This window comes from Klebsiella sp. A-Nf5 (assembly GCF_002810545.1).
Lineage (GTDB): Bacteria > Pseudomonadota > Gammaproteobacteria > Enterobacterales > Enterobacteriaceae > Klebsiella > Klebsiella variicola.
In genome coordinates, this window is sequence record NZ_PIOG01000145.1 from 1 (window position 1) to 25712 (window position 25712).

General features: G+C 48.3%; 17 protein-coding genes, 1 tRNA gene and 1 pseudogene. 6 read left to right on the forward strand and 13 right to left on the reverse strand.

Annotated features, from left to right (window positions below; all coding sequences use genetic code 11):
* From CWM53_RS15340 to CWM53_RS15360, 5 genes and pseudogenes are all read right to left on the reverse strand, one after another.
* Positions 1-447: pseudogene (locus CWM53_RS15340) on the reverse strand (carbohydrate ABC transporter permease); the annotation flags it as partial.
* The gene (locus tag CWM53_RS15345) at positions 437-1321 is read right to left on the reverse strand and encodes a carbohydrate ABC transporter permease (RefSeq protein ID WP_165785086.1); all 885 of its coding nucleotides are present in this window, start codon (positions 1319-1321) and stop codon (positions 437-439) included. The pseudogene CWM53_RS15340 and the gene CWM53_RS15345, both read right to left, overlap by 11 nt.
* A gap of 130 nt (positions 1322-1451) precedes the next feature.
* Positions 1452-2471, reverse strand: a complete 1020-nt coding sequence (ahr, locus tag CWM53_RS15350) for an NADPH-dependent aldehyde reductase Ahr (protein WP_004178400.1) — start codon at positions 2469-2471, stop codon at positions 1452-1454.
* A 111-nt stretch (positions 2472-2582) separates the two neighbouring features.
* The gene (locus tag CWM53_RS15355) at positions 2583-4052 is read right to left on the reverse strand and encodes a SulP family inorganic anion transporter (protein ID WP_100730146.1); all 1470 of its coding nucleotides are present in this window, start codon (positions 4050-4052) and stop codon (positions 2583-2585) included.
* The gene (locus CWM53_RS15360; RefSeq protein WP_100730147.1) at positions 4049-4729 is read right to left on the reverse strand and encodes a carbonic anhydrase; all 681 of its coding nucleotides are present in this window, start codon (positions 4727-4729) and stop codon (positions 4049-4051) included. Before CWM53_RS15360 ends, CWM53_RS15355 begins: the two co-directional genes overlap by 4 nt.
* Before the next feature lie 604 nt (positions 4730-5333).
* Here CWM53_RS15360 and CWM53_RS15370 point away from each other — a divergent pair.
* From CWM53_RS15370 to CWM53_RS15380, 3 genes are all read left to right on the forward strand, one after another.
* A tRNA-Leu gene (locus CWM53_RS15370) sits at positions 5334-5418 on the forward strand.
* A 186-nt stretch (positions 5419-5604) separates the two neighbouring features.
* Positions 5605-6870: a tyrosine-type recombinase/integrase gene (locus CWM53_RS15375; protein WP_019724876.1), complete on the forward strand. Its 1266-nt coding sequence runs from the start codon at positions 5605-5607 to the stop codon at positions 6868-6870.
* 214 nt (positions 6871-7084) lie between these two features.
* Positions 7085-7960: a phosphorothioated DNA-binding restriction endonuclease gene (locus CWM53_RS15380; RefSeq protein ID WP_040173629.1), complete on the forward strand. Its 876-nt coding sequence runs from the start codon at positions 7085-7087 to the stop codon at positions 7958-7960.
* A gap of 77 nt (positions 7961-8037) precedes the next feature.
* Here the strand turns inward: CWM53_RS15380 and CWM53_RS15385 are convergent, their stop codons facing one another.
* The 8 genes from CWM53_RS15385 to CWM53_RS15420 all read right to left on the reverse strand — a co-directional run bounded on the left by CWM53_RS15385 (position 8038) and on the right by CWM53_RS15420 (position 21930).
* Positions 8038-9003 (reverse strand): 5'-nucleotidase, encoded by a 966-nt coding sequence (locus CWM53_RS15385; RefSeq protein WP_040173626.1) that lies wholly within the window; start codon positions 9001-9003, stop codon positions 8038-8040.
* Between the two features lie 512 nt (positions 9004-9515).
* On the reverse strand, positions 9516-10838 hold the full coding sequence (locus tag CWM53_RS15390; RefSeq protein WP_040173623.1) for a hypothetical protein: 1323 nt from the start codon (positions 10836-10838) through the stop codon (positions 9516-9518).
* 95 nt (positions 10839-10933) lie between these two features.
* Positions 10934-14215 carry a DEAD/DEAH box helicase gene (locus CWM53_RS15395; protein WP_040173620.1) on the reverse strand — a complete coding sequence of 1094 codons (3282 nt, stop codon included), beginning with the start codon at positions 14213-14215 and terminating at the stop codon, positions 10934-10936.
* Between the two features lie 12 nt (positions 14216-14227).
* Positions 14228-15418 (reverse strand): restriction endonuclease subunit S, encoded by a 1191-nt coding sequence (locus CWM53_RS15400; protein WP_085163512.1) that lies wholly within the window; start codon positions 15416-15418, stop codon positions 14228-14230.
* Complete coding sequence (locus CWM53_RS15405) at positions 15415-17049, reverse strand: type I restriction-modification system subunit M (protein ID WP_040173614.1); 1635 nt, start codon at positions 17047-17049, stop codon at positions 15415-15417. The genes CWM53_RS15400 and CWM53_RS15405 overlap by 4 nt, the downstream gene beginning before the upstream one ends.
* Positions 17050-17112: 63 nt before the next feature.
* Entirely contained in the window at positions 17113-20526 is a 3414-nt protein-coding gene (locus CWM53_RS15410) for a DEAD/DEAH box helicase family protein (RefSeq protein WP_040173613.1), read from the reverse strand.
* Positions 20527-20782: 256 nt separating this feature from the next.
* Positions 20783-21382 (reverse strand): inovirus-type Gp2 protein, encoded by a 600-nt coding sequence (locus tag CWM53_RS15415; RefSeq protein ID WP_040173611.1) that lies wholly within the window; start codon positions 21380-21382, stop codon positions 20783-20785.
* Between the two features lie 305 nt (positions 21383-21687).
* Positions 21688-21930 carry a helix-turn-helix transcriptional regulator gene (locus tag CWM53_RS15420; RefSeq protein ID WP_072040873.1) on the reverse strand — a complete coding sequence of 81 codons (243 nt, stop codon included), beginning with the start codon at positions 21928-21930 and terminating at the stop codon, positions 21688-21690.
* A 366-nt stretch (positions 21931-22296) separates the two neighbouring features.
* On the opposite strand from CWM53_RS15420, the gene CWM53_RS15425 reads away from it, so the two are divergent.
* The 3 genes from CWM53_RS15425 to CWM53_RS15440 all read left to right on the forward strand — a co-directional run bounded on the left by CWM53_RS15425 (position 22297) and on the right by CWM53_RS15440 (position 25611).
* Complete coding sequence (locus tag CWM53_RS15425; protein WP_100730149.1) at positions 22297-23385, forward strand: hypothetical protein; 1089 nt, start codon at positions 22297-22299, stop codon at positions 23383-23385.
* Positions 23386-23467: 82 nt separating this feature from the next.
* On the forward strand, positions 23468-24358 hold the full coding sequence (locus CWM53_RS15430) for a GTPase family protein (protein WP_040173607.1): 891 nt from the start codon (positions 23468-23470) through the stop codon (positions 24356-24358).
* Positions 24359-24921: 563 nt separating this feature from the next.
* Positions 24922-25611 (forward strand): hypothetical protein, encoded by a 690-nt coding sequence (locus CWM53_RS15440; protein WP_096833820.1) that lies wholly within the window; start codon positions 24922-24924, stop codon positions 25609-25611.
* The last annotated feature ends 101 nt before the right edge of the window (positions 25612-25712 follow it).

The following is a 25712-nucleotide window of genomic DNA, read 5'->3' on the forward strand; positions in this document are numbered from 1 at the left end:
CAGAGTCAGCATGTTCGGCACCATCATCACTACCGGCATGATCATCAGCTGCACCAGGAACAGGAGAAACAGCGTCTGCTTGCCGCGAAACTCGTGGCAGGCGAAGACGTACCCGGCGGTGGTGATGGTCAACAGCTGCACGAAGAAGGTGCCGAAGGTGAAGATAATGGTGTTGGCATACAGGCTCAGCCAGTCGGCGCTGTTCCAGGCGTCGCGGAAGTTATCGAGGGTCAGCGGCAGGCGGGGCAGCAGCGACGCCATATCGTCGCCGAAGGTGGTGGCGCTGAACGAGGTCGCCAGCATCCAGATAAACGGGCTGACCCACAGCAGCGCCAGGCAGCACATTAATACTGTGAGCGTAAAGGGCGACGAGCGGCGCAGGCGCAGCCACAGCGGACGGGCAGCGGCGGGCGTGCGGACCAGCAGCGGCGAGATTTCAGCGCTCATAGTGGGCTCCTTTCTCCAGCAGTTTCAGGTTAATCAGCGAGAAGGCGAACAGCCCGGCCAGGGTCAGGAAGGTGGCGGCGGAGGCTTTACCGAGGTCGTGGGTATCCCAGGCGAGATTCTGGATGTAGTAGAGCAGCACGGTGGTGGCGTTGTCCGGCCCGCCGCGGGTCATCACCGCCACGTGGTCAATCTGGGTGATGGAGTAGATCAGCGCGGTGGTGATCACAAAGCTCAGCGTCGGGCGCAGCAGCGGTAGCGTGACCTTAAAAAAGACCTGCGTGCGAGTAGCCCCCTCCATCAGCGCCGCTTCCCGCGTCGAGGCCGGAATGCTCTGCAGCCCGGCGAGGAAAAACAGCATGTAATAGCCGGCGAACTTCCACACGCCGATCAGCGCCAGGGCCAGCAGCGCGCTGTTGCTGCGCCCCAGCCAGTTGTTGTTCATCGGGCCGAACAGCTTCGCCAGATAGTGGTCGAGCAGGCCGAGGCCGGGCATAAAGATAAACAGCCACAGCGCGGCGGCGCTGACCATCGGGATAATCATCGGGAAGAAGAAGGCGGTGCGCAGCCAGCGGTTGACGTGATGGTTCTCGCTCAGGGCGACCGCCAACAGCAGGGCGAGGGTCACCCCGGGCACTACCGTCAGCAGGATATAGAGCAGGTTATTGCCCAGCGACTGCCAGAAGACGTTATCGGCAAACAGGCGGGCGAAGTTATCCAGTCCGACGTACTGCGCGCCGTCGCTGGCCATGCGGGTATCAAACAGGCTGTCATACACCGAGCGCCCCAGCGGGAACCAGGTAAACAGCAGTAAAAACAGCAGGGAAGGCGACAGGATCAGCCAGGGAAGCCAGGTCTTTCTCATGGTGACGCGCATCTCGTTCAGCCATTTATCGAAGCCCGGATTGTGGGAAGCAATGACTACAGAGGCATGGCGGGGAGATGACGGTTTGATGAAGCGACGGGGAAAACGCCGGGCGAGCGGGCCGCCCGGCGGGAGAGAACGATCAGAAGTCGGCTTTCAGCACCGCACGATAGCGGGCTTTTCCTTCGCGAACGTGCTTCAGCGCTTCGTTAATCTGCGACATCGGGAACAGCTCGGTGGTCGGGGCCACTTTGCTGCGCCCGGCAAACTTCATCAGCGTGCGCAGTTCGGACGGGTTACCGGTCGCCGAGCCGGAGATGCTGCGGTCGCCGCCGATAAGGGTAAAGGCCGGCACCGGGAACGGCTTCATCACCGCGCCGACGGTATGGAAGTTGCCGCCGTAAGCCAGGGCTTCGAAGTACGGCTGCCAGTCGAGATCCACCGCCACGGTGTTGATGATCAGGTCAAACTGACCGGCCAGCGCTTTTAAGGCTTCCGGATCGCGGCTGTTGACCACGCGATCGGCACCCATCGCCAGCACTTCCTGCTCTTTCGCCGGGTTGGAGCTGAAGGCGGTCACTTCCGCGCCCATCGCCCGCAGCAGCTTAATGGCGATATGGCCGAGGCCGCCGATGCCGATCACCCCGACGCGGCTGGTGGCGGTGACGTGGTGGGTCAGCAGCGGTTTAAAGACGGTGATGCCGCCGCACAGCATCGGGCCGGCGGACGCCAGATCGATGCTCTCCGGCAGGGGGATCACCCACTGCCAGTCGGCGCGCAGCTTATTGGCGAAGCCGCCGCGGTTGAGAATGGTCGGCACCGAGCCTTCCAGACAATTGATCTGGTTGCCGCTGATGCAGGCGTCGCAATGGCCGCAGCTGCGCGCCGTCCAGCCGATGCCGACCTTCTGGCCAATCTTCAGCCCTTTATCCTGCGCTGCGCTGCCCAGCGCCGCCACTCGGCCAATCACCTCGTGACCGGCCACCAGCGGGTAGCTCGACATCCCCCATTCGTTGTCGATCATCGACAGGTCTGAATGGCAGATCCCGCAGTATTCCACCTCGACTTCGACATCTTCCGGCTGCAGCTCGCCGGCATCGTATTCCCACAGCGACAGATCGGCGCCCGCTTCTTTGGCGGCGTAGCTTTTAATGATGCTCATGTTCATTTCCTTGGGGTTGGCGTGATAACCCAGAAAGTGTAGAGCATGGTATTCCCCGGCGCTTGGCAATCGGAGGGGTCGCGCAGCGGGCGGGCCAGCCGCCCGTTAAGGTCAGCGGCTGGCCAGCGGCCACTGATTGAGGCGGATACCGCGCTGCGGGGCGTTCTCGGCAAAATCATCCAGCACCGCCTGCACGTCCGGGTCGAGATAGCCGACGCTGTCGTGCTCGACGATCACCACGCTCTTTTCCGGAATTTTCGCCAGCAGGGCCAGCAGATGCGGATTGTGCATAAAGGTCAGATTCTGCTGGATGCGCAGCACGTAGTGGTCATCGTAGCGCGCCAGCTGCAGCGAGTGGCGATGGCTGCGCCAGAGGCTGAACGCCATCTGGGTGGCAAGACCAATCCCGATCCCCGCCAGCATGCCGAAGGCGATAATCCCGCCGATGGTGGCGAGGAACGGGACGTACTGCGCCGCCCCCTGGCGGAACTGCTCGATGAACAGCCGCGGCGTCGCCAGCTTATAGCCGGTATAGAGCAGCACGGCGGCGAGGCTGGCGAGCGGGATCAGGGTCAGCAGGCCGCTGAACCACAGGCCGCAGATTAACAGCAGGACGCCGTGGATAAAGATCGACAGCTTGCTCTGCGCGCCATTGCTGACGTTCACCGAGCTGCGGACGATGACCGCGGTGATCGGCATCGCCCCCAGCACGCCGGAGAGCAGATTGCCGACGCCCTGGGCGACCATTTCACGGTTCGGCGAAGGCGGCGGATTTTGCGGGCGCAGCTTTTTCAGCGCCTCCTGGCTCAGCAAGGTTTCGAGGCTGGCGACCAGCGCCAGGGTTACCGCCACCACCCACACCGACGGATTGCGCCACGCGCTCCATGCGGGAGATTCCAGCTCACCCAGCAGGTCGCCGAGGCTGCCGAACGCCGGCAGAGTAATCCGCGGCAGAGCGGCCAGCTGCTGCGGCGAAAAATGGGTCAACAGCAGGGTGGTCGCGCAGCCGAGCAGGACAGCGATCAGCGGCCCGGGGATCCAGCGCAGGCTCTTCACCCGGCGGATAAGCGGCGAGCCCCACAGCCAGAGCACCAGCAGACCGCCCGCGGCGACGGCAATCGCAGTGACGGAGAAAGCAGCATTGCCCTGAACCACCTCGGCAAGCCCGGTCTCTTCCGCCGTGCCGAGTGCGACGGGGATCTGCTGCATAATCAGCAGGATGCCGATCGCCGCCAGCATGCCTTTGATGACGCTGGCGGGAACCAGCGAGATAAAGCGCCCGGCCCGCAGAATGCCGAACAGCAGCTGCAGCACGCCGGCCAGCACCAGCGCCATCAGGAAGACGGAGAAGGAACCCAGGGATTCAATGGCGGCGACGACGATGGTGACCAGTCCGGCGGCGGGGCCGCTGACGGCGAAGCGGGAGGGGCTGAGGGCGGTGACGACCAGGCCGCCGATGATGCCGGTCAGCAGGCCGACGAAGGGCGGTAAGCCGCTGGCCTGAGCGATGCCGAGGCACAGCGGCAGGGCGACAAGGAAGACGACGATGCCGGCGAGAGAGTCCTGACGAAGCGTGTTCATGGGGCGTGCTCCTGCGGTGAGAGGTGTTCGACGAGGGTGGTTAAATGGCCGGAAGCCAGATCGTAGACGCAGCCGTGCAGGCTGAGGGGTCGCCCGCTGGCGAGCACCGTCTGCACCGGTTCACTCTCCAGCAGACGGGCGAACTGGGCGCGAACGTTGGCTTCCACCAGGGCGTCCAGCGCATGGCGAGAGCGCTTAACGTCGGTGCTGGCACTGGCGCCGGCGCCGGGGGAAGCCTCAACACAACACCCATCGGCGATCTGCACAATTTCGTGATGCAGGGTGTTGCGCAGCTGGCCGATGCGGCGAGCCAGCGCCGAGGACTCCTGCGCCAGCGGCAGGGTGGGCAGGGAGAGCGCCGCCTGCACGCCGCCGCAGCCGTAGTGGCCGCAAAGCACCACCCGCTCCACCTCAAGGTAGTGGAGGGCATACTGCAGGACGCTCATGACGTTGTCGTCGGCGGGGTCGAGCATGTTGGCGATATTGCGGTGGACAAAGAGCTCGCCGGGCTGGCTGCCGGTGAGCACCTCGGCGGGCACGCGGCTGTCGGAGCAGCCGATCCACAGCGAGTGGGGCCGCTGCCCGTCGACCCATTTTTCGAAATAGTCCGGGTCATGCTGACACTTCTGCAGCGCCCAGCTGCGGTTGCGGGCCAGCAAAGGTTTTAACGTCGTCACAAGTATTCTCCTGAGTTAATTCATCGAGTGAATATGTCCATCAAGACTCGTACAGCGACTAGTAAAAATAGTGTTTACCGGAACCCTTCACGCCTGAGGAAAATCCTGGAATAAACGGCAAAAAGAAAACTTTTCATTAATGTAAAGTTATAAAAATATTGATGAAATTAATATTTGGCTGCGAAGTGGGTGAGTAATAAAAAGGCATTGATTAAAACTTTCTGGAATATATGGGAATGGTGGGTGGTGGGGTTGGGGGGGAGATAGTTGGGGGTTGGATATTGGGGATGAGTGGGGAGTGTTGGGTTGTGTTGGGTTGGGGTGAGTGATTCGGGTGAGAATGGTGTGAGAAAAATTTGAGATGACTATGAGTGGAGTTCGGGGGGATCAAGGGGAAAGGGGAGTGGCTGGCAGGTGGAGCTGGGTTTGCGGGAGGGGGCAGTGGTGATGGCTGATGTTATTGGCGCCCTGGAATAGCGGCAAAAGGTGACGCCGCGCAGGATAGCGCTGTTTTTTTCAACACTTAGCGCGATGACGACACGCTGTCGCTTGCATGACCGCCGACGACAGGTATAATCCAGAACGTTTCCGCATCCCCTTCAGTGCCGAAGTGGCGAAATCGGTAGACGCAGTTGATTCAAAATCAACCGTAGAAATACGTGCCGGTTCGAGTCCGGCCTTCGGCACCAAAAGCATGTAAATGGACCTCAACTGAGGTCTTTTTTTATGTCTAAAATCCAGTATTTATCTACCTTTCCCGCTATATTAACTCTCTCAAGGTCAACCGACATCAACGTACATCTACCAACAAATGTTGGTACAGATGATGGTATTTCCGGTTCGATAATGCTTGTACCAACAGGGAGGGGATAAGCATGGCTCTAACAGATATCAAAGTCAGAACAGCCAAGCCAACGGATAAGCAATATAAGCTGACCGATGGCAGCGGTATGCACCTTCTTGTCCATCCAAATGGTTCTAAGTACTGGCGTTTGCAGTACCGTTATGACGGCAAGCAAAAGATGTTGGCACTTGGGGTTTACCCTGAAATCACACTGGCGGATGCCAGAGCACGTCGTGACGAAGCGCGTAAGCTACTAGCGAATGGCGTCGATCCGGGAGACAAAAAGAAAAATGATAAGGTTGAACAGAGTAAAGCACGAACCTTTAAAGAGGTAGCGATCGAGTGGCATGGCACCAATAAAAAGTGGTCTGAAGATCACGCCCATCGCGTGCTAAAAAGCCTGGAAGATAATCTTTTTGCAGCGCTTGGTGAGCGTAATATCGCTGAGTTAAAAACTCGTGATTTATTAGCGCCCATTAAAGCCGTAGAGATGTCTGGACGTCTTGAGGTTGCTGCTCGTCTTCAACAGCGCACTACGGCCATCATGCGGTATGCGGTGCAAAGTGGGTTAATTGATTATAACCCGGCACAAGAGATGGCTGGGGCGGTTGCTTCCGGTAATCGACAACATCGTCCGGCGCTGGAATTAAAGCGCATCTCTGAGTTGCTTGAGAAAATAGACAACTATACCGGCAGGCCGCTAACCCGCTGGGCAACAGAACTTACCCTGCTTATCTTTATTCGATCCAGTGAGCTGCGTTTTGCTCGCTGGTCAGAAATCGATTTTGAAACGTCAATGTGGACCATCCCACCTGAGCGAGAGCCCATTCCTGATGTGAAACATTCTCAGCGAGGTTCAAAGATGCGTACACCGCATTTGGTGCCGCTTTCAAAACAGGCGCTGGCGATCCTGAAGCAGATAAAACAGTTCTGTGGCGAACATGAGTTGATCTTTATTGGCGATCATGATCCGCGTAAGCCAATGAGTGAGAACACCGTAAACAGTGCGCTCCGGGTGATGGGCTATGACACTAAAGTTGAGGTTTGCGGTCACGGCTTTCGCACAATGGCCTGTAGTTCGTTAATTGAGTCAGGACTATGGTCGAAGGATGCGGTGGAAAGGCAGATGAGCCATATGGAACGCAATTCGGTGAGGGCGGCGTATATCCATAAAGCGGAACACCTGGATGAGCGCAAGCTGATGTTGCAGTGGTGGGCGGATTTTCTGGATGCCAATCGAGGGAAAGGGATTACGCCGTTTGACTATGCGAAGATCAACCGGGGTAATGGCGAGTGAGTTGAATGCCTTTATTTCTCGGTTGATGTTTAAATTAAAATGACCAACCAGCCCTTTAGGACTGGTTGGTCGCTGTATTTTTTACCGTTGTTATCAGAATTCCATCTGCCAGGTACAGAGTCGCCAGACAAAAAGGACGTCTGCAATAATGCCTTGAATGTACATAAAGTTGCGAGCATCATCGCAAATATGTGCTCATGGATTCTTCAACGTAATGACCTCTGACAAAACCCTGAAGCAAGCGATATCAAATATCACCATTTGGCGCAAAGGCGAACAGCGTGCGCCACATAAGCCATTATTGCTGCTGCATGTCCTTTCACGCTATCGGCAGGGTCATGAGCGCCTGTTTAACTATAGTTCTGAAATCTACGAGCCCCTGTTGGATCTTCTGGAACGTTATGGACCGCACCGCCGTGACCAGCGCCCGGACATGCCGTTCTGGCGTCTGAAGGGCGATGGCTTCTGGGAACTACAAAACGCGGAACTGTGCTCAACCAATGGTAGCCGCCAGCCGCCCCGTCGTGAACTCACCGAATATAATGTCGCGGGTGGATTTGATGCCGACAATTTTGCGTTGGTGGCAAAAAATCACAGGTTAATTGATACGCTGGCGCAGCAGCTCCTGGAGGCACATTTCCCGGCCAGTATTCAGGAAGACATCGCTGACGAAATGGGTTTTGATATTCGCACCTCTCTCCGTCAACGCGATCCGAAATTCCGCCAGATGGTGCTACGTGCTTACAATTATCAGTGCGCTATATGCGGCTTTAACATGCGCCACGACAATGCGCCGATTGCTCTGGAAGCTGCCCATATCAGATGGAAGCAGCACCATGGCCCTTGTGAAGTACCTAACGGCCTGGCGTTGTGCGCAATCCATCATAAAGCGTTTGATCGTGGTTCGATTGGTTTGGATGAAAATATGCGTGTGAATGTTTCCGACGCGGTAAATGGTGGTGGGGTGGTACAGCGACTGTTCTGGGATTTTGCGGGAAAGGCGATTGCGTTGCCACCTGTTAAAGAAAATTATCCGGGAGAGAAGTTTGTGGAATGGCACAGGAAAGAGGTGTTCAGAGGAGAGCATTGATTTGAGGTAGGGCAGATATTTTGCGAGTGGCATACAAACCATTCAGTCTTAATGACTAAATGGTTTGTCAGCGATAATCACGATGCTTCACGTTCTGCAAGTTCGGAGTTACTGGCATAAGGGACTTTTCCAGAAGGTACAACCTTTGCCGCTGCGATCAAATGCACATCCTGATCGTCAAAGAAAATGTGTGGCTTAAACGCCTTCAGGACTTTTGTTTTCTCTACACCACCCAGAAAAAAAGCCTCATCGACGTATACTCCCCAGCTTCTGAGCGTTTTAATGACGCGCATTTCTGATGGGCTGTTTCTGGCCGTCACTAGTGCAATACGGACGGGAGAATACTCAACGCGGGTTGGCAGTCGTTCCTGAAGCTTGGCTATTTTTTTTAACAGAGTGGCATATGGCCCTTCTTCCATAGGAATATCCTGCTGCGCGTCTTCCTGAGCATGAAAGGCAGCCATCCCTTGTGTTTTATATACTAACTCGCTTTGATCGGAAAAAAGTACCGCGTCGCCGTCAAAAGCAATGCGCACTTGCCCCTCCGGGATATCGGAGGCGTCGGAAGGCGGATCTTTCAGGATTGCAGCAGCGCAGAATCGGGAATCAATCACCTTTTGCGCATCTTCAACGTTAGTTGTTAAAAATAGATCCACATCAAATGCATCAAGGTAATCGGCAACGGTTTCGCCTGCCGTAAAGGCAGAACGCGTGATATCGAGCCTGTCATGGCGGATAGTATTCAAAACGCGGATACCCGTATCAGGGCTGTTACGCGACATCACAACAACCTCAACCAACGGCGATTTATCATCCGGCTGGCGGTACCGGTTCAGACCCAGCAACGCTTTGACTAAGGGGTAGCCTGTTCCGGGCTGTAAAGGCTGGTTTTCGTGTTCGAGCATGTAGGCGCGGTACTTCTCAATGGCACTATCAGGATCGGTCGCATAGGTTTCCCGAAACATACGATCGGATTCGCTCATGTCGAAAAGCGCAGTTGCGCTGATGCCAATAACTAAAGTGTTACTTAAATCTAAAGGCATGGTTACTTTCCTAAACAATTATCGTGTAAGGGCAGTATATATCTTCAGCAGCAATGATGAGCAGGTTTCTTGGATGCAAACCGGGAAAAAAGGGTTACGCTGTTTTACTACGAAAAAATCAACCGTGGTAATGACATTTGAATTGTTTGCCATATCCGTTTAATTAAAGTTAATCGGCTAGCCTTAATGGGATGGCTGGTTGGTAATTTTTCCCAATGGTATTATCACCAAGAGCAATACATTCACTGATTTTATCGGTAAGAGCGATCCGCGAATTCTTTCAATAGTTTGTTAATTAATAACGTTACTGAGCTCTACGCTCAATCAGTCATGGATGCTATTGTATAACCGGTTGAGTACACAACACTGTTGCCGCTAGTGTGAATCCCCACAGTAGATTCAGATGTATCATCTAACGTAAACTCCAAGGGTACAGGAGAAAGTACCCCTTTTTCTTTATTCATTTCAACACCAAGATTAACCTTGCAATTGAAAGTTTGCCACTATTTTATTTAAGTATCATTTTTTATTTTCTTCAATTTTTTGATATAATTGAACGTTGAAAAAAACACTTTCCAACACAAGATGGCACATCTTATTAATGTACGCACAATAAAGCCAAGTATTTTTAAAAGGATAAATTTAACTCTATGTTTTTCAGTTATGCCACGATTCTCTACATTACCTATTTTTGTCATTACATTGGCAATTTTCCCACCAATAAAAAAAGACATAGCAATAAACCACATCCATCTATAATGAGGGGCATTTTTACTTAAGGATAAACGAGCTTGTTCTTTTAATAAAACTTGGCGGTACCTTAATAATGATGTAGTTACACACTCATTGGCGACAGCGAAACGGTCTGACATGCCTGTTTTATATTTTCCCTCTTGAATGGCATTGCAGTAAGCTGGGGGTGGTGTCTGGCACCATCGAGAAGGTGATGGCAATTGTGTTATTGTTTTGGAAAGAGGTTTATTTGGGCATAGTTTTTTATTGAAGTCTTGAAATTCTTGTCTGATTTTATCTGGAGATACTTGATTACTATAGTACTCAGGAATTCGGTAGAAGGTGTCAAGATTTTCAGGTATTACATATTCAATAACAGATGATTTTGTACTAGCAATATTTTCTAGCGTTTCTTGAATGTACGATGCCCACTGACAAGATGACATTTCGGCAAGCCCGTTATTGTCACACATGCGGCTGTAGTCTTTCACCTGAAAAAGAAGGTATTTGGCTGCATCATTAATATCCGTAATTGTTTTCTCATATGCGGTTTTACCGACTGCTACCTCTCTGTCTGATACCCAGAAAATACCGTTACCAACTGCTGTCAGTATTAGGAAAATATCTGTCCACTGTCTGAATTTCTCTCCTGTAGCAAAAATATCACTAATGATTACTGCCAAAATCCAACCGCACAATAGCCCTATGAGGCTAAGACTTCCGAGTCCAGCTGCGTTACCTGTTGCACCTGCACCTCCTATTTCATAGGTCAATGGCAACCACTGGATAGCAGGAAGAAGGTGACAGAGCGATAATAGGCCAGGGGTTATAAGAAGAACAAAACAAATGATGAGTCCCTTTTTTCTGGCAAGTATCCATGAGCTCAAGAAAATAAAGGGTAATAATAAAATAAAGAGCTCAAGAAAACATCCTCCTAAGACTACAGCAACTTTATTGGGAGACCAGTAACTGCTCAAAAGAGCACCCTGTGCGTTCATTTCCACAAAGTTGGTACTAATCACACCCATCCCATCCAGTGTTTGCAATAAAGCGTATCCAGCGCTATAGCAAAGCATTATGTAAGGATAAAAGAATAGAATCATAATTTACTCTCTTTTCTTGCTTTTTCCATCATTTTTATAGCATATTCAATTCGTTGTTTAACATTGCTAAAGTCGAAAATTGTCAATTTTTCGCCCTATTTAGAACCAATAACAACTAAATCTGCCATCGTTGTTTTCTTGATAAATAAGGCCGTACTGCCAAGTAACTTAAGGCCTTCTTCATTAATTTTGCTTACTCTAAGTCCTGGTTGAACAATAACAACTTGGAATTTAAGAGGTGTGATTCTGGAGCGCTCTTTCATAGCAGCAAGGTCTTTTATAGTGCCTTTCAGAAAGCGAGAATGACCACGCGATCGCCACTGTTCCTCGCGACGCTTAATGTGATGGTATAAATAGGAAAGATTCAGGTGTTTCCAACGAATGCATCTCTGCGCCTGCCCACATACTTCGTAAAGATCTTTAAGTCTTGCTCCAGCTTCTTCTGAGCCTGAATACTTGCAATGGATTAAAGAGAGAACAATACAGTCATCAACTATTCTCAACCCCACTAAATCTGCTGACTCACCTTTACCATCATCATTAATAATGACATCGTAATTATCTTTAATTTCACTGTACCAACGCCATTGGATGGATGATGGATCACGAGTATAGCCCATTGATTCCACTCGAACATCAGTTCCCTTCCAATCAAAAGCTACAATTTCGTCTTTGTCATAAAGGCCAATTTTTTGGCTTACATGGACTATATGAGCGTTGTATGAAAATGAGCCATCGGAGTAATGAATCATTACTGGATCAATTTCCATATACTCTGATAGTGATACAGGTTCAGATTCACCACGCTGTACAAAAACGTCAGGGCCAGATATCAACTGATAGGCATAACCTTTCGCTGTAGCACTTCCCGTGAGACATAATTTATATTCAGATGACGTTTCATCTGTAGAGAAAATGAGTCGCACATTACCATCTTCAAATTTTCCAGCAGTCCTGACCTCTACTAAATATAAATGAGCAGATACAGTATCAAAATGAAAAATAACTTTATCTTCGAACGCAGTAAGCAAATACTCACCCCATTGAGCTGATATTGGATATTCATTATAGGGTTCAAGTAATGGGACAGGACGCAAAAAGTTACGCGTAAGATTGTTTGGATCCGGTTCAGAACTAAAGATCTTGTCCCAGGCTTTCTTAACCCAGTTGCACCAATCAGCAATGCTGCCACCTTTTTGTGGTGACCAGACTTTACCTCTGCGTTGCGAGCATCCCCAGATTACACGGTTTCCGGATTCATAACCTAATGCAGCAATATTGCTTAAGCTTGATTGAGACGCTTCAATTAGTGATAGCCCCTCAGTGACATTTGGGCCAAAATATTGAGTAAAGCTGATTGCCCCAATTTGAGATGCGCCTAAATTTCTTGCCAAAGGATATTCAATACCATTAAATACATTAAAGACTTTTTCACCACTGACAACTTCAAATTTATCATCACAAATAGTACTGACTAGATTCTCAACTCGGAATGCTTTATAGTCATTTGAGAATATAAACAAGGCGGACCTGTCTTGATCCCAATGAGCAATTAGAATTTTATAATTGGTATCTTTAAGATCTTTATAGTTTCCCCACCGGACTGAAGTTGCCTGGATAGCTAGCACAACAAGCAAATTCTCATCTTCTGCTATTGCATGCCAGGATTCATCGAATCTGGGCAGTTTTTCCTTGTATCTTTCAGGCTCCCAATTGTCACAGTATGTTTGAAATAACATGACAGAACAGCTTGGCTCAAGATTCCAGAGCGAAATCTGATCGTGTAAATCACCTTTCCTTTTTAAGGCATCCACGACTTCTTGCAATCTAATCTCTCTAGCAATTCGTCCTTCAGAGAGTCGCCTTAATACATTATCCCAATCGGCATCTGTTGAATATAGATGCTGTAATTCACCTTCAACATTAGGGTCTGCAACATTCATGATTACACTGGCTTGACCGATTTTCTGTGCTTTATTGACACGAGTAAAACGGCCAATGAACTGCAAAGTAACTGCAAGAGACTTATGATGATCATGCAAAGCGGCAATTTTCAGGTTGGGTAGATCATAGCCTTCTCCCAACATGTCTACGCAAATAACGATTCTTGATTGTCTTGATAATAATTTATCAAGACGTTTTTTTATTTCCGTTTTAGGATAATCAGAATGAACAACGATTGGATTAAAATTCGGTACAGTTTTCTGATAAATAGTCAGTATTTCTTCTGCTCGCTGCTTATTGCTAGTACGGGCCATAAGCAAATGATCAAGGCCATTATTTAAGTCTTTACGCAGTTGACCAATAGCTGTATCTGCGATTGCATGATCCATAAGGTCAGAGTAATACTCTTCTACAGGCAGCAAATTTACATTTGTAAAATAGCCTGCTCGTTGGGCTTCCCCCATCGTGTAGTTATAGATAATTTTCCCACCAAGGGACTTCTTATCATTCCTAAAGGGGGTAGCTGTGAACTGCACAACACGTTTGTCTTTAAATCGTTCGCGAATTGTCTGCCATGATGAGGCTGAGATATGATGAGCCTCATCAACAAAAAGATGGCTACATGACTCGCAAAGTGCATTTAATGCTGTTTCGGAGCAGGCAGACAAAACACTGGTCGTAGCAACCAAGACATTTGATTCACAAGTTAATTGCTTAGCTTCTTCCGCTACCTGAATTCCCTTCTTAATAATGGCGACATTAGGGAGTGCAATGTTGGGTGGAACGACTGTTAGCGCTGGCAAATATCCTAAATCTATGAACTTTTTTGATATCTGTGTTCGGAGAGAATCAGATGGAACTATGAGCAAAATTCGCTCGCATCGCTGGTATATCATGGTTGCCAGCATTGTTTCCGTTTTTCCCGTTCCAGTGGGCAGTACGACGGTAGCAGGTTCTACCTGTAAATCAGTAGCGAAATAGCCTGCAATTGCATGAAGTGCACCCAGTTGGGGTTTTCTAAGACCTGGAGAAAGGTGCTCTGGATCGTCCTCTCTAAACTGAAATTGATTATGCCATTGTTCATTAATTTCATCAGGTGAAGTGCTAAATGCTTGCTCTGGAAATTGCTCCCAGCTTAACTCCGTATCTTCTCGCCATTTTTCGAATGTAAATGGTTCCTTAGCTTTAAGAGAAGCTACACCATCTGCGCATTTCCCTCTGGAATTTGGATCTTTCAGATAGATATAGTCTAGAGGAGGCTTCAGACCCGTAACAAGTTCAAAGTATCCAGGGAAACTTGCATTTCTGACTTTAGCCTCCACTGTCGTTACTCGAAAAAATAACTTATGAATAAAATTACCACCAACCCTTCGGGCTGGGGCAATCTTTGCAGGCAAAGTAAATTTAATTGTTAACGGGTCAAAGAAGTCCAATTGCTAGTGCTCCTATGATTGACAGAGGAAAGCTTTTTGGTTTATGGCACGGAACGCTTCATCGATTCTAAAGTCAAAGTTGTTATACTGATTAATAATAAGCATAACAGCTTGACGAATTTGAATATATTTTTTCTGTAGCTCTAATGGTGGATAAGGAAATGTTAAATCACTCAAGACTCCAGTATTCATATGGGTAAATGTACCATCCGGTCCAGTTTTGAGGTTACCAACTCTACCTTTGCAGTAGGTCATAAGGGATACGAAGTATTCTGGATACAATTTTTCACCAAATCGAACCCGAATAAGATTTGTACTAATAATAGATTTTAGCGAATTCGTTCTCACAACGCCCATTTTACCAACAGTACCTGCTCTGGAAATAATGACATCGCCATCTAGTACAGAATATGAATTAAGTTCTTCATATTTGTCTTCACTTATCCAAAGTGAAGGAGAGTCGATAAAGTCACCCTTTAGAGTAATGTTGTCCATATTCCATACGGGAACACCTATTTTTGTATATTCATCTTTTTTTAAAGCGCTTCCAAAAGGGCCGCATTTAGTCCCATTTTTTTCATCAATAAAAAAATCACTTAATAATCTGGTTTGAAAACCCTTAGGGTTCATTACCGGATCACCAAACATTTCCAAAAATACGGAGTAAAGAAAATCGTTAGCTATCTTAATAGCTTGCTCGCGTTTTTGGCGTACTCCATCTGTTTTATCAAGAATAGCCGCTATGCGCTTTTGTTCTTCGATTGGGGGTAAAGGAATAAGAATTTCCGCAAGTTTTTTTTTGTTAAGAGTTGCCCCCATTACAGCATTATCTGTCATGTTAGAAAATAATAAAGATTTCATAACATGGCTTAGAAAGAGAGTATCCAATTTTGATTTGTCTTTTATAGGAAGAGCTGCAATGGCCTCATTTGTATAAATTTCATTTTCGGATAAGCAAACTTTCCCTATCGACAATTTGAAGCTAAATAAAACAGTGTTAGCTGGGACTTTTTTGATTCCAGACTCCTCTACAGCTAGATCTGTTATCTGCTCTTTTGTAGTGGAGATCCATTTTCCTTGGTTCATATCAGCAATTGATAACCATTTATGACCCTTTCCCCAGTATCTATTATTACCCCTGCTAGGGGTTTTTCCGATATTTATGTCGCAGACATTGCTTAATTTCACCATCGGCCAACTCACAGCATCCCCTCCAGCTCAGCCAGATCTGCCAAGATTTCTTTTTCCAGATCTTTCAGTCGCTTTAGTATTATCTTCGGATCTTCATATTCCTCAGCCTGATACACTACCTCTTTATAACGGTTTATAGAGAGATCGTATTTCTGAGCTGCAATTTCCTCTTTCGGCACTATAAACGCCGCCTGAGTACGATCTTTAAAATCAACACCATCACCAATCCCTTCCGAGTATTGCTGCTTCAGCAACGAGGAAAATTTCTCGCCCATAAAGTTATCAACCGGTAGGCCACGTAAAGTACGGTAATGCTTCCAGCTTGCCAGCAGATGCGGCAGGTCGTTGTCTTTTATCGGGTTACGTTTGTCATCCAGGCTGTAGCCATCATTTTGCAGATCGTAGAACCAGACCTCGTCCGTCTGACCACCTTTGGTAAAGATCAGGATCGCCGTCGCCACACCAGCGTAAGGTTTAAATACGCCGGAAGGCAGATTGATCACCGCTTCCAGCTGGTTATCTTCTACCAGCGTTTTACGCAGTGATTGGTGCGCCTTACTGGAGCCAAACAGCACGCCCTGCGGCACGATAGTGGCACTGCGTCCGCCTACTTTCAGCATTTGCAGAATACGCGCCAGGAACAGCAGCTCAGTTTTCTTGGTTTTCACCATCGCCGACAGCGTGGCGTCGATATCTTCCTCATCCAGTGAACCGGTAAACGGTGGGTTCGCCAATATCAGGTTGAAAGCATTTTTGCTGGCCTGTGGGAAGTTGGTACTGAAACTCTGACTCATGGTGTCCTGATAGTGGATATCCGGCGCTTCCACGCCGTGCATAATCAGGTTCATAGCGGCGATACGCAGCATAGTAGTGTCAAAGTCGTAGCCGTGGAACATGTTGTTATCCACATGGTCACGCCACGGTGTCAGCAGATCGCCGGTAAAGATTTTTTGCTCTTCTAATTCGCCGCGTTCGTTTGTGCCAATCTCGGTATGAATGGACTCCAGTGAACTGTATTTCTCCAGCAGGTATTCATAACTGGTTGCCAGAAAACCACCTGTACCACAGGCCGGATCGCAGATCGTTTCACCACGCGCCGGGTTTGGCTCCATCATTTCAACCATTGTGCGGATAATGTGGCGCGGTGTGCGGAACTGACCGTTGATCCCGGCGGTGGTTAGCTTGCTTAACAGGTATTCGTAGAGATCGCCTTTGGTGTCGCCACGATCCAGCGGCAGGTTTTTGATCACCTCCACGGCTTTGGTCAGCAGTGACGGTTTAACAATCTCCAGGCGAGCATCTTTCATAAAGTTGCCCAGCAGCGTCACTTTCGTATCTTCAGCTTGCCCAAGCTGACGGAAATGCTGGAATACGCCGTCGCGCACTACTTCCATCATTTCGTCCGAGCCAAGGTTGCTGTAGTGGCTGAAGCGGAACTCTTGCTGCTCAGGCGCAAAGCGTGGTTTAAAATCAACGCCTGCGATTTGCTTACGCTTCTCGTCCCGTTGTTCCTGGGTATCGAGCATCCTGGAGTACATCAGGTAGGTGATCTGTTCGATAACGGTCAGCGGATTTGTGATACCACCCACCCAGAAATCTTCCCATAGTCCGTCGATTTTACTTTTTAAGTCACCGGTAATCATTGTTAACGTCTATACCCTGTTATAAATACAAAAGCCCTGCTGCCGGGGCTTGTCATGCGCGTATTATACCGTCGCCGCGTCGGTCACAATACCCAACTCTTCGACTATCTTTTGCAACCGGGCGATCTGCTCTATGTCGGGGAACACGCCGGTAACGCCTTCGTTGTGGATATGCGTAAATGGCTGTTCAAAGAGCTGCCGCATTTCAATGGTGCCGTAATCGCGGATGTGGTTTTTCAGCAATGACAGGAAGCGCAGCTGCTGGCTGGTCAGGCTGTTGTCTGCGGCGAACTGGGCAAAGCGCACTTCCACTGCGTCGCTGTCCATCCCGATGATGGTACGCAAAAGTTTATCCAGGCTAGCTGTTGCCTGCGGATAGAACTCTTTCAGTGCCCGGATATCAACGTTCGGATTCTGGATCAGCACCAGCTTCGCCAGTTCATCCAGCTCGGCTTGCGTGACCGGCTCGCCGTTGCGGATTTTCTTCAGCACCGGGTTTTGCTGGAACAGCGGCTCCAGCGCTCCCTGAACCTGCTGTCGATAGAGTTTGAAATCAATCGAGCGGATATTGGTTTTACGGGTTTCCGTCTGGATCAGGTTCGCATCTTCGGTAATATCCACCTGTATCGAACCAAATTTCGGCGTAGCATCTTTCTCCATCAGGTGCATAATGCCGCGCAGGTGAATGCGGATATCCTCCAGCTCTTCCAGACTGGCCTGCTTCCACCAGCCCAAATCACGAAGCTGATTAATCCGTTGTCCCTGCTGCTGAACTTGTGCCAGATGCGGCGGCAGACGTTCCACTTTCTCCAGGATGACCGGCCAGAGCACATCCAATTCTTCCGGGTTGGTATAACGGGCAGTTTGCGCCGCCAGAATATCCATATCAAAGCGCATGGCATCGCTTTGCCCGCGCACGTCCAGCCACTGCATCAGCGGGGCCAGGACAGATAGTAAATCCTGCTGCGTTTTCGGGGAAAGCTGGCGCAGCACTTTTTCATCACTGTACTGCGCTTTTTGCTGCCACTTCTCCTGCACGGCAATCGACTTTTCATCCAGTGCGTTGATCTGCTCGCGGAGCTGGTGAGCGACTAAATCCACCGCCTGTTTGTCGAACTTACGCTGAGCAGCGGTCCCGAGCGTGATCCATGCCTCGAAGCGTTTTTGCGCCAGCGATTTTGTCGCTGTGACTTCGGCCTCTTCGGTATGTAGCTCGTGATACTCAAAATTGCCCCAGTGATCGAAGATGCGGAATTTCTGTTTGTCTAGTGGTTTGCCGTTGTCATCGTTGCCGTACAGCCCCGAACAGAGGCGCGTACCACGGCCAATCATCTGCCAGAACTTCACTTTTGATTTGACCGGTTTGGCAAAGACCAGATTCACAATCTCCGGGACATCAATACCGGTATCGAGCATGTCAACGGAGATAGCGATGGTCAGCTCTTTGTTGGTGCTTTCATCCAGCCCTTTAAAATCGTCAATCAGTTGCTCGGCGCGGGGATCGTAGTTGTCGATGACCTGACAGAAGCGTCCTGCAAATTGCGGGTACATGTCGTCGAACAATTCATTTAACAACAGCGCGTGTTTGTGGTTACGGGCAAAAATAATGGTTTTACCGGGAAGCTGGCCGTCCCGATCTTTCAGGCCATTTTCCATCAGATTACGCAGAATATAGCGGTTGGTGTCTTTGTTATAAATTGCCTCATCCAGCGCCTTACCATCAAATTCCAGCGTATTGGGATCGATACCCTGTTCTTCCAGTTCGCGGATTTGTGCGTCGCTTAACTTCTCCTGTTTGATGCCTTCGCGCAGGAATTCCGTGGTGTGCGTAACAACCTCATAGGGAACCAGATTGTTATCGGCGATGGCATCTTCCAGGCTGTAGTTGGCGGTAGGGATACGTCCTTCACAACCAAACAGGCCGAAAGTGGTTTTACTCACCATGTCGATCGGCGTGGCCGTCAGGCCAATCTGGAGCGCATCAAAATACTTAAACAGGTCGCCGTAGACGTTGTAGATAGAGCGGTGGGATTCATCGGCGATGATCAGATCGAAATAACCGATATCAAAATGGTCCATGATTTTCATCATGCCGGGATAAGTGGCAATGTAGATCCTAGCGTTCTGCCTGTCTGCTTTTTTCGATTTCCCGACCACATACAGCGGCTCATTGGTGAATTGATTGAAGGCATTCGCCGCCTGTTTGCGCAGCTCTTTACGGTCGCAAAGGAACAGAACGCGTTTTACCCAACGGGCATCAATCATCAGTTTGCTTAGCGCAATTGCCACGCGGGTTTTGCCTGTACCGGTAGCCTGAACGATTAATGACTGACGATATTTATTGGTAAACCGTTCGCTGACGCGGGCAATGGTTTCAAGCTGGTACAAACGTCCAGCAACGGCCTTACCTTCGTTATCTTTAACGTGCGGCACACTGTTCAGCGGCAGACGGGTTTCACGCTGCTGAATAAGATATTGCAGGCTTTCCTTACTGTAGAAACCAAATACTCGACGTGGCGGATAACCATGAGTTTTATGGTCGTCCCACAGCCAGATATCGTAGCCGTTGGTGTAGAAAATGACTGGGCGTTGACCGTATTCTTTTTCCAGCCAGTCTGCATATAGCCGAGCCTGAATTCGTCCTTGCTCGGCATTGATGCTGGTTTTTTTTGCTTCCACCACCGCCAGCGGTTTATGCGCTTCATCCCACAAGACATAATCCGCATAACCGTCGCCAGTTGCAGTAGGCTGTTCTTTAACAAGATGCTCCTGCGTAACCTGATCGGTATTTTTAAGTTCTTCGCCTACATTCCAGTCAGCAGCAAGCAGGCGGGAGTCAATCAGGCGGCGGCGGGTTTCCGCTTCATCAATAGAGAGGATGTCGGCAACATGCTGGTTGCGAGCTCTGGCTTCATTCAGGCGCTGGGTGAGGTGTTCGGCTTTTTCCTGCTCTTGCTGGAGTGCGCGTTGTAAAGCCAGTTCGCGCTCACGGCTTTCATCCTGAGCCCTGATTGCATCTTCCAGACGTTTTTCATCTGCACGACCTGAAGATTGTGTTAACGGAGGAAGAGAAAATTTTGGGCAGTTATCAACATTACCATGGGCATAACGAACATAGAGCCAAACTCCCAGTAAATACGCTTCCTTGAGCAGCCAATAGGTATCTTTAGCTTTAATACGTCCACCGTGTGCGGCGCGGTTGCCATGGATACGCAGTGCATCCATTTTCATGATGATGGCTTCTGGCATCATGCTGGTGAAGACATCGGCGTTCATTAAATCATACAGATTTGCTTTGATGCCTTCAGGCAGCCGTTCCTGGCGGTATAACCAACGTACCATCAATTCGGTGTAGTTGCGTAGCTTGACCAGACAGCTTTCCGGATCGGAGTGAACATATCGTTCCGCCATACACGCGAGTTCTGCCAGTTCCGGCCACTGGCTGCGCAACATTTCAAAATTGAGAGACTGCTCCATCAATCATCGCCTTATGTCGTGGATACAACAGGAGTTGTGGAAAGGATATCACACTAAATTGGCTGACAAAGTGAGCCCAGACTTATTCACTAAACAACATGACTGTTGAATGCTGCCTTATGGTACTGCACTGGCAACAATGATAAAGAAGGTGCAGATGAAAGCATACGTTTCAGACTGTTAACATTTACTTGAACCTCAAACACCTGCGAGCCTTTCAATATTTTTGTGGTACAAGCGAATGAACGGATCTGTACTAATTTTCAGAAATAGTGTCCATCGCTTTACGAGGCCTCCCTGACATTGGACGTTGTGGGACTTCATTGCATCCGTATGAACAGAGCCCCTCTTTTTGCTCCTCTTTTGTCAGATAGCTCAATACTCGACGAATATTTAGAATACTGGTGGGCTCATTGTAACGCACGGGAATATTGATATCGGCTTTATAAGGCTCTTTAAATTGGCAGATATTAAAATAGCCCTCCTGTTGGGTTAATTCCTTCCAGAGTTCTCCCGCCTGCAGCGCAAAAGGATAGGATCTTTGCGTTTGATGTCCATCCAGCCAGTATGCTGCATGTGCATGGAAGCCATGGTCTACAGTCCATTCAATGACCCAGAAATAGCCCACAACTGCAGCTTTTTGCATCATTTTATTCATCAATAATCGCAGGTCACGCTCAAGTGCATGATGATCTTGATGTAAGTAGTGGGGGGCATTTTTTTTATAAAAGAAGTCTAGGCGTAATGTTAGTAAACAAGAATATCTGGCTACCATTGCATCGATATGATTATCCAAAATTACTGAAAGAAACCAGTTTGGATTCCATGATGGGTTATATTGGTGACTATTATTCATAGGTTAGACCTGTTTTTTAAAACGTTGTTAGATGATGGGGGAGTGCAGATAAAATATCTTCAGTATACGTGATAAGGGTAAGTACGATGCGTAATGATATTTAGTGAACAGATTGGATAGGTACTAAATGTAAGTCTGGGGAGAGTATTAATTATACTAAAAAACCCAAATTAAATTATTTGATACAATTCTAGATGCAGTTAATTTTGTTTCTATGTAACCTCCGTCATTTGAAATGGATATTTAATTGATTTTTGCATTTTTCATTCGTCACTAAGATCAATGTCTTTTCTAAAGATTAATAATTACTGTCCTCTTGAATTTTTAATCCGTTCTGTCATCCAGGCTTCGACTTCACTTTTTAGCCAACGAGAACTTCGGCCAAGTTTAATTGGTGCTGGGAACGCATTTTCAGAAATTAATCTATAGAACCATTTGTCGGTCATATTGGTGTAGGCAGTGATAAATGCCATGTCGACGAGCTGATCGTTCAATACCGATTTTGAATCCAGGGTTTTAGTTAATGGCAAGGTCGTTTGGCTGGTCATAGCGATGCTCCCGTATGGTGGTGTTGAGTTGGGAGAGAGCCTGTTGTCGATGGGAGAGTAACGGGCATCTATCTCATACTATGAGCTCGGAAGTAGAAAGTTACATCTGCCTGAATCATACAGCCTATTGATGTCTCTTTAGCATGATGCGCCTTGATATACCTGAAAATTCTTTCGAAAAATGCGTATAGTGTTTGTCGATATCTACGAGAGTAAAAAATCATATCGGCATAGTAATTTTTTAGATTTCAGCCTTCTATTGTGGTCTTATCCTCAGAATTAGCATTACATTAAACTCACTAGTTGACTCCAGTAAAAATACAATTTAAATACTTAGTATAGTGTTTTTAAATACAGGTGTTTATAATGAATAAGAATGATAAAGATAGTCATTTAGATGCTTTTGGGAAATTATTCTCTAATGAATTATCACAGAAGGAAATGGTTTCGATTGAGCGGTCACCCACTTCTGCCAATCCTGAAAATAACCAGGAAGGCTCTTTCTTGCAGGCATCAGAGGTAAAGCAACTTCCTGGCGATGATAGTAAGCACGAGTGCGCAGATGTCGATCTTTCTCCTGCTACTCTGGTGTCCGAAATAAATCAAACTGACCCTGCGATAGAACGTGTGATGCGGCAGGTATTGGCTCAGGAAGATACTACCCCTAAAAAGCAAGTCTTAAATGGAGGTGAAGACCCCTACCTTCGTGATGTTGATTTTAGGTGGTTAAAAGGAGATGCCAATGAGCGAGCCATTTTCTGGTTTTGGATATATATCCGCACTGCATCAAATAGCCGTCTCAATTTGCCAGAATTAAAGTTGCAAAATGGCTGGGATTCAGAGGATCATTGTTTATATTCTTTTTTTAGACTTCCGGATAATCCCGTCAGCTCCGCTGAAAGGAGTCGGTTAATTATTACCTTCTTCAATAAACTCTCGGGTTTCTTCAATCCTATCCAAATTAAAGAGTCATTCGAACATATTCGTAGTATCTGGCTTCACTTGATTAGCCCTGTTCGACAATTTAAATGGTTAAAGAAAAAAGACTCTGAGGGTATTGAATGGGCGTGGGATTATTTATTAAAAAGGAAGGATGTTAATGATAACATCCTTTTTTGGTTTAAGCCCGCAGATGCAAATGAGAAATATATTGCGATCATGGGGGCAATTGATTGCTGGGTTATACGGGGGAATAAAATTGATTGTCAGGATAAAAAATTACTTCTGGATAATATGAAAAAAGCGTTTCAGCAGCGCGGGCGACGAGATAAAAAGAAAAGCTTCAATCTTAATACTGAGATTTCTATAAAAACCCGTAGAGAGCTCAAAGAGCTGGTTAAATTGCATGGTGTTAATATAAATAAATTTATTGAAAGGCTGATTGATGATGAATATGAGAAATATAAAGGCAACCCTAATGAATATAAAATATCTTTATTAAAGAAAAAACAATAACTCCACTAAATTTCATGCCTATATTACTTATGTGAATAGCCGGTTGATTTCCTTCCGGCTTTGTTTTTCACAGGAGTAAAACATGTCCCAAGCCCCCGAATCGCAGGATACCAGTGATATCATGCGTACCTGCCTAAATTTCTTACCCCAACAAACGACTGAACGTATTATTTCCCGTCTGCAACAGGCAATTCACTACGAGCCCGTAATTGGCATTATGGGCAAAAGCGGGGCGGGTAAGAGCTCGCTTTGCAACGCCCTGTTTCAACAACCGGTATGCCTGACCAGCGATTTGCTGGGCTGTACCCGTGAACCTCAGCGGATAGTGCTCACCGTGGGCGAGCGCAGCATGACACTGGTGGATTTGCCTGGAGTTGGCGAGACACCGGAATACGATGCGGAATATTCGGCGCTGTATCAGAAGTTGCTGACGGAGCTGGATTTGATTATCTGGGTCCTGCGTGCTGATGATCGTGCGCGGGCGGTGGATATTGTCACGCACCGGTCACTACTTGCTTATGGCGCGGATGCTTCCCGTTTCCTGTTTGTCATCAGCCAGGCAGATCGCATTCCTCCGTTGCCAGAACCTGCCGGTCAGGCTGTTCCTTCAACTGAGCAGTGCCTTTCACTTGCGGTTATCAGTTCGCAGATTGCTGGTCAGTTGCCGTCCTCTTTCCCGGTGATGGCTGTTTCAGCACATACCGGCTACAACCTGCATGCTCTGGTGGAACTGATGATACACGCGTTACCTGTACAGGCCAGTAGCGCTTTTTATTGCCAGTTAAAGCCAGAAAATCATACGGAGGAGAGTGATGTCGCTGTACGTCAGCGTTTTGGTGAAATAGCCGGTTCGGCTTTTGATACGGTGATCACTTCTGAGCGTCTGCCTTCTGGCTGGAGCTTGTTGCTGAGGAGGCTGCGGGAAAAACTGGTACAGCTTGCATCGGAATTATGGGAGAGGATTTTTGGCTGAACCGGACAGACTCAGCCACGGACAGATGTAAACCCGTTACTTTTTATACCTTACGGATAAGGGTCGTTTTACGTAGTTCTTACCGATTTCTAGTCCGGGTTCCATGTCGCCAGAATCTGCACACCGATTGCGGCGGCGCTTACCGCTCCCAGAAGTGCTGTTGGTGACCACAGGGAGCCTGCCACCGCAGTGCTTCTGTATTCGGTGTATACACGGCAGGTTAATTTCTTCTGCTGATGTTTAATCGCGTACCCCTCTCTTTCTTTGAATCTATAAATGTCCCTGGGCATGCGCCTTAGGGTCAAACGTTGCACTTTTTCAGGGCAGTGTATGTCAGAAAAGAATATATCGATCCGTATAAACGATCAATAATAGGAAATTGATCGTTATTATCTATCAATAATAACTTTCGATATCCATGAATTGATCGTCTTAACCTATCAAAAAGTAAGGATATCCTAGCTCGTTTCGCGCCGTTTCCTGCTCCTTTGACAGATGTTGACTGATTAATAACTTATGCAGTGGTTCTTTCCCGACCGCTGCTGCCAATCCACAGGTGATTTATGAAAACCAGAACAATAATTGCTCTTTTTCTCTCCGCCGCCTCTGTCTCTGCGCAAGCAGGCAACTGGATGGTGAAAAACGGATGGTGCCAGACCATGACGGAAGACGGTCAGGCGCTGGTTATGCTGAAAAAAGACACTATTGGTATCTTCGGCCAGTTGCAGGGTTGCCCCAACGGTCAGCAGGAACTGATGGGAAGCCGTATCAGTATTAACGGGAATTTGATCCCCACCTCTCAGATGTGTAATCAACAGACAGGCTATAAAGCTGTTGAAATCGAAGGCGGTCAGGCACCCGCCGCAGCCAGGAAAGCCATTGAATCAATTGCCGCTCAGGATAATTCCAGCATGCAGGTCTTTGGCACACAAATGAAATTTACCCGTGGTGATATGCTCCAGGTTTGTCCGAAATATGTCAACGCTCTTACAGACGCATCAGCAGATGCCACCGGGAACAAGCCGCTGAAAGTCAACAAAGGTTCGGTAATGAAAGCGGCCAGACAGGCGTACACGAAAGAATATGACCGTGAAACGGCAGACGCCGCTGATTTTGGCAGCTATGAAGTGAAGGGAAATACGGTGGTATATGAAGTCTACAATGCCGCTTACCGCACCTACGATAAAATCGTTGTTACTGTAGGATCTGATGGTAACGCCACCGATGCAAAGGTGGAGTACATGGGGCAATAACCCCCTGGTATTGTTTCTGACTCAGTCATAAAGGCCGTGCCTCCATCGGGAAGCATGGCCTTTTTGTTTTTATGCCGCCTCACTCATTGCATCACCTGTCA